The following is a 13670-nucleotide window of genomic DNA, read 5'->3' on the forward strand; positions in this document are numbered from 1 at the left end:
TGGTCAACTGGGCAATCAGGGCTTCGGTAAGGGCCACCCCGGGAATGAGTTGGTGTGCCTTGGCGAATGTCACCCCTTGGTCGATGAGTCCGCGGTATTGGGCTTCGTCGCTGGCGTAGCTGTCGAGGAAGCGACGCCCGGTGAGCTGGGCCACCTGGTCGCGTATCAGTTGCTGCTCGTAGTAGCCGTCGCCCAGGCGCTTTTGCACCGTGCTCGGGTCCATGGCGAGTTGCTGGAGCATGTAGTCCGAACTCAACCAGTTTCGATAATTGGTGAAGCGTGGATCGGTTTCGATCAGGTAGCCGCCCTGGGCATTGGGATTGGTGCGGAACAGGCTGCTTGAATTCAGGCTGCCGGACAGGGCCGCCGGGTTGGCCACGCTGACCACCGAACCGCCGGTACCAGAAGCGTTTTGGCTGACCCGGTTGATGGCAAGGGCAGACACCTGGGTGCCGCTGCCGCTCGCACCGGGTTGAGTGTGCTCGGTATATTCGGTCGGGGTAAGGTTGAGGCCAGTGACGGTCGACGCCGGGTAATAGCCATAGGCGACGACTTCGGTAGAGTCGTTACCTTTGCCAGGAGGTTGATGGTCGATATGGAAATAGGCGGTTCCAGCATCGGTCACAATCCGCTGCCCGGCAACTTCCGTATTGACCAGGTTGGTCGCCGCAACTAGCAAGGCTCCGCCGGCAATGATCTGGCTCTTGTCGTTGAGGAGACTGTCGGCATCAATCTTGAGGTTCTGCCCGGCCAGGATCTTGCCCGGGTCGGAGCTCACCACCTGGGTTTCCTTGATGGTGCGGGTGTAGTCGTATCGGTAGAACTTGTCGAACCGACCGTCCGGGGCGCTCAGCTGATAGAACCTATCACGGACGGTTGGCAGGGAAATCTGGTTGGGCAGGTAGCGGTTCGCCGAACCGTAGCCTTGGTATTCCTGAATGAAGACCGACGAGACGACCACTTCCTGGGTGGCGAAATGCAGGTTCCGGTTGGTGATGGTGCTGGCGGCAAGGTCGAGCCGCCCCTTGGCTTCGATGGTCGCACTGGCGTTGTCCACGGTCGCAGCGCTGCCTGTGGCCTTGTTGTCCGCATCCAGACTGCCGCCGATAGCCATGTCGCCAGCACTGAAGATGAGGGCGTGTTCCTGGTTGGAAAGGTTCTGAACGCCGATATCGAGACGCTCGCGGGCAGCGATGACGGGCGCGCTGGCCCCTTCCGCCAGGTTGTTCAGCGTCGCCGCCTCGATGGACACGTGATCGCCATACACGCGGCCGGTCCCCAGGTTGTCGAACCGGGTTGCCTTGACCAGGCTGGTGCCGCCATCGATCAGGCCCCGGTTGGTCAACAAACCGTCGGACCGGACCTTGGTATCGCCGGCACTGATTTCGCCCTGGGCAGCGTTGTCGATCTCGGCACCATGCACGTTGACGCTGGTACCGCCGAGTATCTTGGCATTGTTGGTCAATTTCCCGCTGGTATCCAGCGCAAGATTGCCGCTCGCCTGGATGTCGTTGCTGTTGGTGTAGTCACCGACAAGGCCTACGCTCAGGTCACCCTGGCTGAGCAACTTGCCAGCCCCGGTGAGGGTTGCGCTTTTGACGGTAAGGGTTTCCCCGGCAATGATCGTGCCTTGCTCGTTGGAAATCGCCAGGGTCCTGGCCGCTGACGCCCCCGCCCCATCGGCGATGGTGCCGTGCTTGCCTGCCGACAGTAAACCCTGGGTGTTGTCCACGGTACCGCTGCTGGTCACGCCGAGCGACTCGTCGGCCCGGATAGCCCCCCGCACGTTGTCCAGGCTACCTGCGGTAATGGCTACCGTCTTGCCCTCGATGCCCTGATCCGTTCCCTTGGTATCGGTGTTGATGAGGCGGCCGGCCTGGATCGTCAGATTCCCGCCGGATCGCACCAGGCTGGAGCCGTTCGCCCCGGTGTTGTCCACGTCGCCGGGACCCACGTCGACGGAGACATCCCCTTGGCCTTGAATCTGCCCGCCGCGGTTATCGAGCCGTGATGCCCGCAGCGAAGCGGAGGATTCACTCACCAATTTTCCGCTGTTGGTCACCGCCTGGCTGGTGATGGCAAGTGCCCCTTGGGCACCAACGTAGCCTGCGGTGTTGTCCAGGTCGCCGGTCTTGAGCGTGACATCCCCCTGACCAAGAATTCCCCCCGACGAGCCGGAATTGGTGTTCGTCAGTTTCTGGTTCTGGGTATCGATATCCAGAGCGCCCCCGGCCTGGATCAGGCCGGCATCGTTGATCAGCGCACCGCTGAGGATGTCGATGCTGCCCCGGGCGGAAAGCGAACCTTGGCTGTTGTCGAAGCCATGGCCGGCACTGCGCACGACAATGTCTTGTCCAGTCAGCACCCCGCCCAGGTTCGATACGCCGAGGCTGGCCAATTGGAGGCGCTGCCCCGCCTCTGCCCAACCGGCGTTGTTGCTGAAACGTCCGGCCGTCGCCGTAATGACCAGGTCGCCCCCGATCGCTCCCAGGGTGGCGCCGTCGTTATCCACTTCCGTGGCGCTTGCCGCCAGGCTGCCGGCGGCGGCGAGGGTGCCCCTGTTCTTGAGCGCGGCCTGGCTGGTCAATTGGGCATCGCCCTGAGAGTAGACAGTACCGGTGTTCTCGATGGCGCCAGTGGTGTCGACTCGCAGGCTGGTGGCGCCCAGAATGCGGCCGCTGTTTTCCAACCGCCCATCGAGCGTCACGACCACTTCGCCCACACTGGCGCCGATTTGCCCGGCATTGCGGACGCCTACCCCCGCCTCGGTTCCCACCAGGGCGATCTTTCCGGCATACATGCCGCCGAGTTGGGCCACGTCGATGGCGAAGGCGGGTGCAGTGCCGCTGGCCACAATGGGAGTGACTTGACTCAGGTCTGTGCTGACGGTGTTCGCGCCTGCTACGACCTTGAGGTTCTGGGCCCAGAGTCCGGCATTGATCTGGATGGAGCGGGCGATGATGTCGGTATAGTCCGCGCTTCGCCCATCCAGGCCCGCTCCCTGGATGGTGACCATCCCACCCTGCACCCGGTAGCCTTCGAGGACGCCGCCATTCATGATCGGCGTGCCCGTGGTCAGCGTGGCGCGATTGGCATTGATGAAGCCGCAACCATCACAGGTGACGCCCGACGGGTTGGCGATGACGACCTGGGCCCGGTCACCGGCGACTTCGACATAGCCTCGCAGTTGGCTGGGATTGCTGGAATTGACTTCGTTGAGGATGACCCGGGCGGAGCCGCCCGCCAGCCACGGGTTGGCCTGTACCCAGCCCCCCAGTTGAGTCTGGGTGTTGCTCCGGGCATTGTTGAGGATCGCCCCCTGCCCGTTCACGTCGAACTGGGAATAAGTGTTGCGGGAAACGCCGGCGGCACTCGGCGCTTGAATATTGACGAGAGGGACACCGTTTGCCGAGACGCCGATGTTCGGTTGTTGGTTCTTCGGCGCACCGGGATCGGCAACGATTTGGGCCGTTGCCGACCCGATCCAGGCAACAGATCCGAAAGCACCCAGCAGCGCAAAACAGACGGGGCGCAGGGTCGCCCAGCGGTGGGCGCGATTTCCGATTTGTGGCCGCGCACCGCTTCCGCTACGTGTCGGAACGTACTCGGCAACGGCCATCAAGAGGCCACGGGACTGGTTGAAGATGATCCGATAAAGGTTCTTGTTCATGTTGCCCCCTGAAAACCCGTCAGAATTGAAGACTTAGGAAAAAGCCCGCCGTGGTGCTGGCGGTCTTGAAGTGTTCCGGACGCTTGATCGGCTGGCCGACGAATACGTCGTAACTCACATTGCGGTACCCACCGCGCAATCCCACTACCGCGCCAACCAGGTACTTGCCCACGAGATAGGTGCTGGAAGGTCCATCGACTTCGCCGTAGTCGGCCCCAAGGTAGATTTCCTGGCCGCTGGCGCCCAAGGGCATCCCCAGGTCGTTGCGAATCAGCAAGCCCCGCTCCGCCGACAGAACGCTTTCGCCATCGAAGCCGCGCACCGTATAGCGCCCCCCGATCGAGAAGCGATCCTGGGGGACCAGGGGCGTATCGTTCCATTGGCCGCGCAGGACGCCGGTATAGCGGAGCTTTTGCTGTCCGACGGCGAACTGCCAATTGAACTGGGTATCGGCCGTCACCAGCCTTGGCCGCGACGTCCCTTCACCGAACTTTTCTTCCGGAGCGGGCAGCGAACCCATGGCACCCGTACCCCACCGGTAAGCGAGATTGACGTCCAGGCTGCCCGATGAGAGGAACTCACGGTGGCTGATACCCACCTCCCCTCCCGCCATACGCCTGCGCTGGACTTCGATTTCGGTGTCGTCGATGTAGTTATTCGAAGAACGCATCCACCCCCGGAGCCAACCTGAGGTCTTGCGGGTGCCATCCCGGTAGAGCAGCCGCGTCAGCCGGATTTCGCTGTTGTCGCTGGTTCCTCGATAGATGTAGCTTTGGTTGGCCCCCGCTACCTTCTGGTGATAGCGGTTACTGCTCGCCGTAAAACCAAGAGACCAGTAGCCGAACGGCAGCGAATAGTGGACGGTGTGGCCAGCGGTCCCCTTGCTGCCAGGATCTGTGGTCGAAATGTTCTGGTTGGCGCTGAAGTAGAACAGGTCGTTCAGCGTCAACATGTTGTCGAACGAGAAGGTGAGCCCCGCCTGGTATTTGCCCGTGGCCTTGGAACCGCCATCGTCCAACGTCGCGGTCAGGCGGAAGGGGAATTCCTGGCGGTATTTGATGACGAGATCGCTCTCACCCGGGAGAGCGCCCTCCCCCTCTGCTGGGGTGATCTGGATATCGGCGTCTGCCGTGGGAACACGCTTGAAGTTCTCCAGGCCCTGCTCGATGTCGCGGAGACTGAGGAGATCGCCGGGACTGGCCGGCACCGCGTTCCATTTCGTGCCGCGCACATCCCCGCCATCCTCGAAGCGAATGTTGCGGATGCGTCCCGGGATCACGGTCAATCTGAGCGTCCCGCTCTTCAGATCCTGGGGCTCCGCCAGAATGCGGGTAGTGACATAGCCCCTGGCGACAATGACGTTCTGGATCCGCCTCATCACCAGATTGATGCCGCCGCCACCCAGGCAACGCCCGATGACAGGATCATCCTCCCGCTCCGCAGCCCCCAGCGCCCACTGAAAACGCCTAGCGTCGGCACCTGTCAGCTCAATCCTCTGAATGGTGAAACACGGGCTTTCACCGTCGGGAATCCGCTCATCGATTTCCTGAGGGCGCTCCAACCTGACATCAGGAGTCGTTTCCTGCTGCTGGCGCAGCAGACGCTCGCGCTCCTGCTGGCGGATTATTTCCTGGGCACCGGGATCCGTATTGACGGGAGGGTCAGCAGCGAGTGCTGCATTCGTGAAAACGGCCGCAATAACGGCCACCATGAGTTGGCGACGGGAATGGCATCCCTTCAAATGATTCGCCGAAGCGGGCTTGTACATCGATTCCTGAGACTGTTCTGGGCATTGTTGTCAGTGCTCTGGAGGGGAGGTGCAATGGCCAGGGATATTTTTCCCATTGGCATCATGTTGTTATGTATCCCAACGCCACCATCGCTTGCGTCAGAAGCGCGTCAGACTACTACATGGCATAAACAAAATACATAACCAATTTGCTTAAATATATTTTTAAGGCATAAAAAAACCGCTCCTCAAAGGAGCGGTTTTCTAGGTGCGACGTAAGCCGTTACTGGGTTCAATCCAGCTTGAAGAACCCAATCGTCTCCTGCAAGCGAACTGCCTGGCCGTGCAGCTCCTGGGCCGTGGCCGAGAGTTCTTCGGAGGCGCTGGCGTTGTGCTGGGTGGCCTGGCTGACCTGGACGATGGCGGTGGAAATCTGGCCGGCGCCGGTGGCCTGTTCCTCCGAGGCCAGGACGATTTCCTTGACCAGGGCGGCGGTCTTTTCGATGTTGGGCTGCATCTGGCCGAACAGGCCGCCGGCCTTTTCCGCCAGGGCGACGCTGCCGGTGGCCAGTTCGCCGATTTCCTGGGCGGCTTTCTGGGAGCGCTCGGCCAGCTTGCGCACCTCGCCGGCCACCACGGCGAAGCCCCGGCCCGCCTCGCCGGCCCGGGCCGCTTCGATGGCGGCGTTCAGGGCCAGCAGGTTGGTCTGGTAGGCGATCTCGTCCACGATGCCGATCTTGTCGGCGATGCGCTGCATAGCCTCCACCGTGGCCCGCACCGCCTCGCCGCCGGCGCCGGCATCCTCAGCGGCACGCACGGCGATGGTTTCGGTGGCCCGGGCGTTGTCCTTGTTCTGCTCGATGCTGCTGGCCATCTGCTCCACGGCGGCGGTGGTTTCATCCACGCTGGCCGCCTGTTCGGAAGCGGACTGGGACAGAGAGTGGGAGGTGCTGCTGACCTGGTCGGAGGCGCTGGCCAGGGCCTCGGCGCTGGCGCGCACTTCCAGCATGGCGGCCTTGTTGCGGCTGATCATCTTGTCGGCGGAGCGCATCATCTGGGCGATCTCGTCCTTGCCGTCGGCCTCGGCATGCACCGTCATGTCGCCTTCGGCCAGGGCTTCGAGCACGTTCTGGACCTGTTTCACCGGGGCGAGGATGCCGCGCACCACCCACCATGACAGGGCCACCAGCAGCACCAGGACCACCGCCGCCACGCCGCCCTGGCGGACCACGTTCTCGCGGAACACCTGATCCACGTCGTCCACGTAGATGCCCGAACCGACCACCCAGCCCCAGGCGGGGAAGGCCTTCACGTAGGAGATCTTTTCCACCGGCACGTCGCTGCCCGGCTTGGGCCAGACGTAACTGACGAAGCCCTCGCCCTTGGCCTTGGCCACTTCCGACATTTCACGGAAGAGATGCACGCCGTTGGCGTCCTTGGCGTCGGACAGGTTCTTGCCCTCCAGCTCGGGCTTGATCGGGTGCATCACCGATCCGGCGTCGAAATCGTTGAGAAAGAAATATTCGTCGCCGCCGTAGCGCAGCCGGCGCACCGCGGCGATGGCGGCGGCCTTGGCCTCGTCCTCGCCCAGGGCGCCGCTGGTCTGCAGGGCGTAGTAGTGGGACACCAGGCCGTGGACCGTTTCGACCACGTGGCGGGTCTTGAACTTGCGGTCTTCCAGCAGGTTGTCGCGCAGCTGGGCCAGGCCCATGGCGATGCTGGCAACGATGCCCAGGGCGGCCAGGGCCACCAAAAGGGTCAGTTTCCAGCCCAGTTTCAGGTTCTTCATTATCGTTTTTCCCCTTGCCGGCCGGCGGTTGGCGGCCGTGTCGCTTCCTCGTTGGCGGGACTCCGGGCCAACGCGCCCGGAAGTGCAGGCGGTAGAATGTCGGCCTTTGTCGGAATCTGCAATATCCCAGCCGCGTTTTACACGCGCCCGCGCACTCCATGAGGCGCCCGGCGCGACGCCGTGGATAGCTCCTGCCCCCTCCCATGCCCCACGTTCCCGCCTCGTCTTCCCTGCTCGACCGCAGCCTGGCCGCCGTCTGGCACCCCTGCACCCAGATGCGCCACCATCTGGAGTCCGGCGCCAACGCCCTGCCCCTAATCCCCATCGTGCGCGGCCAGGGCCTGTGGCTGTACGACGATTCGGGCCGGCGCTTTCTCGACGGCATCAGTTCCTGGTGGGTGAACCTGTTCGGCCACGGCAACCCACGCATCAACGCGGCGCTGCGCGACCAGCTGGAAACGCTCGAACACGTCATCCTGGCCGGCTTCACCCATGAGCCGGTAGTGGAACTGTCTGAACGCCTCTCCGCCCTCGCCGGCGGCGCCCTGGGCCACGCCTTCTATGCCTCCGACGGTGCCTCGGCCACCGAGATCGCCCTGAAGATGTCCTACCACTACTGGCAGAACACCGGGCACCCGGCCAAGCGCCGCTACGTCTGCGTCGCCGGCAGCTACCACGGCGAAACCGTGGGCGCCCTGGCGGTCACCGACGTGGCCCTGTTCAAGGACGCCTACGGCCCCCTCACCCACCCGGCCTACGTGGTGCCCAGCCCGGACGCCCGCCTCGCCCGGGACGGCGAGAGCGCCGCCGACGTGGCCCGCCGCGCCGCCCAGGGGCTGGAGGCCCTGTTGGCCGAAGAGCACGAGCAGATCGCCGCCCTGATCGTCGAACCCCTCATCCAGTGCGCCGGCGGCATGGCCATGCACGATCCGGAGTACCTGGTGCAGGCCCGCGCCCTGTGCGACCGCTACCAGGTGCACCTGATCTGCGACGAGATCGCCGTGGGCTTCGGCCGCACCGGCACCTTCTTCGCTCATGAGCAGGCCACCGTGGCCGGCGCGCCGATCCGCCCGGACTTTCTCTGCCTATCGAAGGGCATCACCGCCGGCTACCTGCCCCTGTCGGTGGTCTTGAGCACCGACGCCATCTACCAGGCCTTCCTTGACGAGCGGCTGGCCCGGGGTTTCCTCCATTCCCACTCCTACACCGGCAACCCCCTGGCCTGCCGGGCGGCCCTGGCCACCCTGGACATCTTCGCCAGCGACGACGTGATCGCCGCCAACCGGGCCACCGCCGCCGCCTTCAGCGAATTGCTGCGGCCCCTGGCCGAGCATCCCCGGGTGCGCCACTTCCGCCAGCGCGGCATGATCTGGGCCGCCGACATCGACACCGCCGACCCGAGCTTCGGCCGCCGTTTCTACCGCGAGGCCCTGGCCCGGGAAGTGCTGCTGCGCCCCCTGGGCAACACCCTGTACTTCATGCCCCCCTACATCGCCACGGAAGCCGATCTGGCCTTCCTCGCCCAACGGGCGCTCCAGGCCCTGGAAGCGGCCCTGGCCGCCGGCGACGCGGCGCAGCCCGGCGGTCCGGCCTCGCCCACCTTCGCCGCCTGAACCACATCCATGATCTGGGACGACCTCGACCTCGAACTGGCCAAGCGCCGCGACCAGGGCCTGCTGCGCACCCGGCGCACCCTGCAATCCCCCGCCGGCCCCCACGCCATCGTGGACGGCCGGCCGTTGCTGGCCTTTTGCAGCAACGACTACCTGGGGCTGGCCGCCGACCCCGCTGTTGCCAACGCCATGGCCGAGGGCGCCCGCCGCTGGGGCGCCGGCTCCGGCGCCTCCCACCTGGTGTCCGGCCACCTGGAACCCTTCCAGCAGCTCGAAGACCGGCTCGCCGCCTTCACCGGCTTTGCCCGGGCCCTGACCTTTTCCACCGGCTACATGGCCAACCTGGCCATCGTTCCCTCCCTGGTGGGCCGGGGCGACGCGGTGTTCGCCGACAAGCTCAACCACGCCTCCCTGATCGACGCGGTGCAGCTATCCCGGGCCGACCATGTGCGCTACCCGCACAACGACGTGGCGGCCCTGGAGCGCCTGCTGGAAAAATCCACCGCCCGCAAAAAGCTGATCCTCACCGACGCCGTGTTCAGCATGGACGGCGACCTGGCGCCCCTGGCCGAACTCTTCGCCCTGGCCGAGCGTTTCGACGCCTGGCTGGTGGTGGACGACGCCCACGGCTTCGGCGTGCTCGGCCCCCAGGGCCGGGGCAGCCTGGCCCACCTGGGCCTGCCCGCCTCCCCGCGCCGCCTGCTGATGGGCACCCTGGGCAAGGCAGCCGGGGTCTCCGGCGCCTTCGTCGCCGGCGCGGAATCGGTGATCGAGTGGCTGATGCAGACCGCCCGGCCCTACATCTTCACCACCGCCGCTAGCCCTGCCGTGGCCTGCGGCCTGCTCGCCGCCCTGGACACGCTGGCCGGCCCGGACGGCGACGCCCGCCGCGCCCACCTGCAAACCCTGATCGCCCGGCTGCGCGCCGGCCTGGCCGACACGCCCTGGCACCTGCTGCATTCCGACACCGCCATCCAACCCATCGTGGTCGGCGACAACCACGCCGTCCTCGCCGTGGCCCAGGCCCTGCTCGACCAGGGCCTGTGGGTGCCGGCCATCCGCCCGCCCACGGTGCCCGCCGGTTCCGCCCGGCTGCGGGTGTCCCTGTCCGCCGCCCATAGCCTGGACGACGTGGACCGCCTGACCGCCGCCCTGGCCGCCGTTGCTGCCCTTGCCCCATGAACATCACGCCCCTCAACGCCCCCGTGGCCCCCGCGCGCCCATCTCTCGCCCTGCTGCACGGCTGGGGCCTGGACGGCCGCATCTGGGACGATCTGCTGCCCCACCTCGCCACCCTGGCGCCTGATCTGCCCCTGCTGCGCGTGGACCTGCCCGGCTACCACGGCACGCCCTACGCCGGCGAGAACGCTGCCGATGTGGCCCGGCAACTGGCCGAGCAGTTGCCCCCCGGCTGCATCCTGGCCGGCTGGTCCCTGGGTGGCATGCTCGCCCAGATGGCGGCGGTCCGGCCGAATAGCCCCATCGCCCGGCTGGTGCTGCTCGGCACCACTCCCAGCTTCGTCAAGCGCGAGGGTTTCGAAGCCGGCCAGTCCCCGGCCCTGCTCGCCACTTTCACCGCCGGCATCCGTGCCCTGCCCGCCGCCGTGGTGCCCCGCTTCGCCACCCTGATCAACCAGGGCGACAGCCGCGCCCGGGACATCAACCGCCTGATCAAGCCCCTCACCCAGGAGCCTCTGCCGGAAAAAGCCGGCCTGCTCGCCGGACTGGCCTGGCTGGGGGAACTGGACCTGCGCCCCCTGGCGGCCACCATCGCCCAGCCCGCCCTGGTCATCCACGGCGCCAAGGACGGCCTGATCCCCTGTGAGGCCGGCCAGTGGCTGGTCGGGCACCTGCCCCGGGCCGAGCTGCTAACCCTGCCGGAGGCCGCCCACACGCCCTTCCTGCACGACCCCGCCGGCTGCGCCGCCGCCATCGCCCGCTTCGCCACGGCCGGCGCCGCCGCCGACACCGGCACCGCCACGGCTGCATGAGCCCGGATTCCGACCGTCCCGCCAAGCATCGGGTGCGGGCCGCCTTCGACCGGGCGGCGCGCACCTACGACGGGGCCGCCATCCTGCAACGCCGGGCCGTGGCCGGCCTGCTGGCACGCCTGGAGGCCGCAGCCCCCGCCCTCGCCGGCCCCCTGCTCGACGCCGGCTGCGGCACCGGCTATGCCCTGCCCCTGCTGGCCGCGCGCTACCCCGGCCAATCCCTGATCGCCGCCGACCTGGCCCCGGCCATGGTGGACGCCAGCCGCAAGGCCCTGGCTGCGCTGAACGCCCCAAGCCAAGCCCTGTGCGCCGACCTGGAGGCCCTGCCCCTGACCGACGCCAGCCTGGGCCTATACTGGTCGAGCCTGGCCTTGCAGTGGTGCCACCTGCCCACGGCCCTGGCCGAAGCCAGGCGCCTGCTGCGCCCGGGCGGGGTGCTGGCCATCGCCACCCTGGGCCCCGGCACCTTTGCCGAACTGGCCCAAGCCTTCGCTGCGGTGGATCGGCACCGCCACGTGCTCGCCTTCGACGACGGGGCCGCCATCGCCGCCGCCATCGCCGCCGCCGGCTTTGCCGACCCGCACCTGGAGAGCGAAACCCTCACCGTCCATTACCCGGACCTGCCCAGCCTGCTCGCCGCCATCAAGGCCGTGGGCGCCAACCAGGTGGGTCCCGGCCGGCGCACCGCGCCCCTGGGCCGGGCCGGTCTGGCCCGCCTCACCGAAGCCTACGAAGCCCTGCGCACGCCGCAGGGCCTGCCCCTGAGCTACCGGGTGGTCTACGCCCTGTCCCGGACCTGAACCGGGCGGCCGACACAACGGGCCCGGCGCCTTCACTCCTATTTCCCGACAGTCATGAACGCCCCCCGCTCCTTCTTCATCGCCGGCACCGACACCGAGATCGGCAAGACCTTCACCACCGCCCTGCTGCTGCGCAGCGCCCGCCTGGCCGGCCTCACCGCCCTGGGCATGAAGCCGGTGGCCGCCGGGGTGGATGCCAACGGCCGCAACGACGACGTGGAAGCCATCCTCGCCGCCAGCAGCTTCCAGCCCCCCCGGGACGACGTGAATCCCTTTCTCTACCGGGCCCCGGTGTCGCCCCACATTGCCGCCCGGGACGAAGGACGGCCGGTGGATCTGGCAATGATCGCGGCCGCCTACCGGCGCCTCGCTGCCCAGGCCGACCTGGTGCTGGTGGAAGGCGTGGGCGGCTTTCTGGCGCCCCTCTCCGACACGCAAGACGGCGCCGACCTGGCCCGGGCCCTGGGCCTGCCGGTGATCCTGGTGGTGGGCCTGCGCCTGGGCTGCCTCAACCACGCCCTGCTCACCGCCGAGGCCATCGCCGCCCGGGGGCTGCCCCTGGCCGGCTGGATCGGCAACCACGTGGACCCGGCCATGGCTCGCCAGGAGGACAACGTGCGCTACCTGCGAGACCGCCTGCATAATGCGTTCGGCCTGCCCTGCCTGGGGCTGGCGCCCCACCTGGCCGAACCCGCCGGCCCAGCCCGGGAAGCCCGGCTCGACATCATCGCCCGCACCCTGCGCCTGCCCGGCCAGCCCTGACTACGTCCCGTCCACCCCATGCCCAGCCTCAAGCTCACCCGCCAGCGCCTGCTCATCGCCCTCGTCGCCGTAGCCGTTGTCGTGCTGATCTTCTGGCCCCGGGCCAAGCCGGTGGAAACCGTGACCGTGGCGCGGGGCCCCATCGTCCAGTCGGTGGTGGCCACCGGCCGGGTGACCACCCCGACCCGCATCGAGATCGGCGCTCAAGTCACCGGCACGGTGGAAACCGTCACCGTGCGCGAGGGCGACCTGGTCAAGCCCGGCCAGCTGCTCGTCACCCTGCGCGACGACGAAGCCCGGGCCGCCCAGGTCCAGGCCCAGGCGTCCCTGGTGGAAGCCCGGGCGCGCATCACCCAGCTCGACCGGGTAGCCCAGCCCATGGCCGATCAGGCGGTGCGCCAGGCCGAAGCCAACCTGCGGGTGGCCGAAGCCGAGTACCAGCGCGCCCAAGCCCTGGTGGCCCAGGGCTTTTACAGCGGCTCCAAGGCCGACGACGCGGCACGCAACCTGGACACCGCCCGGGCCGCCCTGCTCTCGGCCCGGGCCCAGGCCGAGGGCAACGCCAAGGGCGGCGCCGAGCGCGCCCTGGCGAACGCCCGCCTGGTCCAGGCCGAAGCAGCGCTGAAGGCCGCCCAGGCCCGCCTCGACAACCAGCGCCTGACCGCTCCGGAAACCCTGGGCGAGGCCGCCCGGGTACTGACCCGCACGGTGGAGCCCGGCACCATCGCCCAGCCGGGCAAGGTATTGCTGACCCTGGCCGACCAGGGCGAGACCCGCATCTACGTTGACGTGGACGAGAAGAACCTGCGCTACCTGGCCCCCGGCGCCACGGCGCTCGGCGTGGCCGACGCCTACCCGGGGGAACGCTTCGACGCCCGGGTGTATTACGTGGCCCCGTCCATCGACCCGAAGAAGGGCACGGTGGAGGTACGCCTGACGGTGCCCAAGCCCCCCGCCTACCTGCGGCCGGACATGACCGTGTCGGTGGAGATGGTCACCGGGCGCAAGGACGACGCCCTGGTGGTGGCCTCCGACGCGGTGCGGGGCGCCGACACCCAGGAACCCTGGGTGCTGGCGGTGCAGGACGGCCGGGCGGTGAAGGTGCCGGTCAAGCTCGGCCTCAAGGGCGTGGGCAGCAGCGAGATCGTCGGCGGCGTCCAGGCCGGCGACATCCTGGTGGTGGCCCAGGCCGCCGCCGGCCCCGGCGACCGGGTCAGCGCCCAGCCCCGGGCCGTCGGCCCCCGGCGCAATTTCGACGTGCCGGGTCTGTCGCGTTGAGCGCCGCTCCATCGGTCCCACCAATCCTGGATACGCCG

At 67.5% G+C, this 13670-nt stretch carries 9 protein-coding genes; 6 read left to right on the forward strand and 3 right to left on the reverse strand.

From position 1 onward, the window contains the following. From LWW89_RS03745 to LWW89_RS03755, 3 genes are all read right to left on the reverse strand, one after another. The coding region (locus LWW89_RS03745) for a filamentous hemagglutinin N-terminal domain-containing protein (protein ID WP_293261299.1) at window positions 1-3670 on the reverse strand (3670 nt) is incomplete at its 3' end. 19 nt (window positions 3671-3689) lie between these two features. Continuing rightward, window positions 3690-5438: a ShlB/FhaC/HecB family hemolysin secretion/activation protein gene (locus LWW89_RS03750; protein ID WP_293261302.1), complete on the reverse strand. Its 1749-nt coding sequence runs from the start codon at window positions 5436-5438 to the stop codon at window positions 3690-3692. A gap of 253 nt (window positions 5439-5691) precedes the next feature. Next, on the reverse strand, window positions 5692-7188 hold the full coding sequence (locus LWW89_RS03755; RefSeq protein ID WP_293261305.1) for a methyl-accepting chemotaxis protein: 1497 nt from the start codon (window positions 7186-7188) through the stop codon (window positions 5692-5694). 203 nt (window positions 7189-7391) lie between these two features. On the opposite strand from LWW89_RS03755, the gene bioA reads away from it, so the two are divergent. From bioA to LWW89_RS03785, 6 genes are read left to right on the forward strand one after another with little or no spacing between them, the layout of a single operon-like run. Then, complete coding sequence (gene bioA, locus LWW89_RS03760; RefSeq protein ID WP_293261308.1) at window positions 7392-8801, forward strand: adenosylmethionine--8-amino-7-oxononanoate transaminase; 1410 nt, start codon at window positions 7392-7394, stop codon at window positions 8799-8801. A 9-nt stretch (window positions 8802-8810) separates the two neighbouring features. Further along, entirely contained in the window at window positions 8811-9983 is a 1173-nt protein-coding gene (gene bioF / locus LWW89_RS03765; protein WP_293261311.1) for an 8-amino-7-oxononanoate synthase, read from the forward strand. Further along, window positions 9980-10792, forward strand: coding sequence for an alpha/beta fold hydrolase (locus LWW89_RS03770; protein WP_293261314.1), 813 nt, complete (start codon window positions 9980-9982; stop codon window positions 10790-10792). Before bioF ends, LWW89_RS03770 begins: the two co-directional genes overlap by 4 nt. Further along, complete coding sequence (gene bioC / locus LWW89_RS03775) at window positions 10789-11592, forward strand: malonyl-ACP O-methyltransferase BioC (protein WP_293261317.1); 804 nt, start codon at window positions 10789-10791, stop codon at window positions 11590-11592. The genes LWW89_RS03770 and bioC overlap by 4 nt, the downstream gene beginning before the upstream one ends. 54 nt (window positions 11593-11646) lie before the next feature. Beyond that, window positions 11647-12354, forward strand: coding sequence for a dethiobiotin synthase (gene bioD, locus LWW89_RS03780; protein WP_293261320.1), 708 nt, complete (start codon window positions 11647-11649; stop codon window positions 12352-12354). An 18-nt stretch (window positions 12355-12372) separates the two neighbouring features. Next, window positions 12373-13632 carry an efflux RND transporter periplasmic adaptor subunit gene (locus LWW89_RS03785; protein WP_293261323.1) on the forward strand — a complete coding sequence of 420 codons (1260 nt, stop codon included), beginning with the start codon at window positions 12373-12375 and terminating at the stop codon, window positions 13630-13632. The last annotated feature ends 38 nt before the right edge of the window (window positions 13633-13670 follow it).

The organism is Oryzomicrobium sp. (genome assembly GCF_021287045.1).
Classification (GTDB): Bacteria; Pseudomonadota; Gammaproteobacteria; order Burkholderiales; family Rhodocyclaceae; genus Oryzomicrobium.

Coding starts and splice junctions, on each gene's coding strand:
- LWW89_RS03755 (WP_293261305.1), bottom strand. CDS start 7,188: ATGAAGAACCTGAAACTGGGCTGGAAACTGACCCTTTTGGTGGCCCTG.
- LWW89_RS03750 (WP_293261302.1), bottom strand. CDS start 5,438: ATGTACAAGCCCGCTTCGGCGAATCATTTGAAGGGATGCCATTCCCGT.
- LWW89_RS03785 (WP_293261323.1), top strand. CDS start 12,373: ATGCCCAGCCTCAAGCTCACCCGCCAGCGCCTGCTCATCGCCCTCGTC.
- bioC (WP_293261317.1), top strand. CDS start 10,789: ATGAGCCCGGATTCCGACCGTCCCGCCAAGCATCGGGTGCGGGCCGCC.
- bioD (WP_293261320.1), top strand. CDS start 11,647: ATGAACGCCCCCCGCTCCTTCTTCATCGCCGGCACCGACACCGAGATC.
- bioA (WP_293261308.1), top strand. CDS start 7,392: ATGCCCCACGTTCCCGCCTCGTCTTCCCTGCTCGACCGCAGCCTGGCC.
- LWW89_RS03770 (WP_293261314.1), top strand. CDS start 9,980: ATGAACATCACGCCCCTCAACGCCCCCGTGGCCCCCGCGCGCCCATCT.
- bioF (WP_293261311.1), top strand. CDS start 8,811: ATGATCTGGGACGACCTCGACCTCGAACTGGCCAAGCGCCGCGACCAG.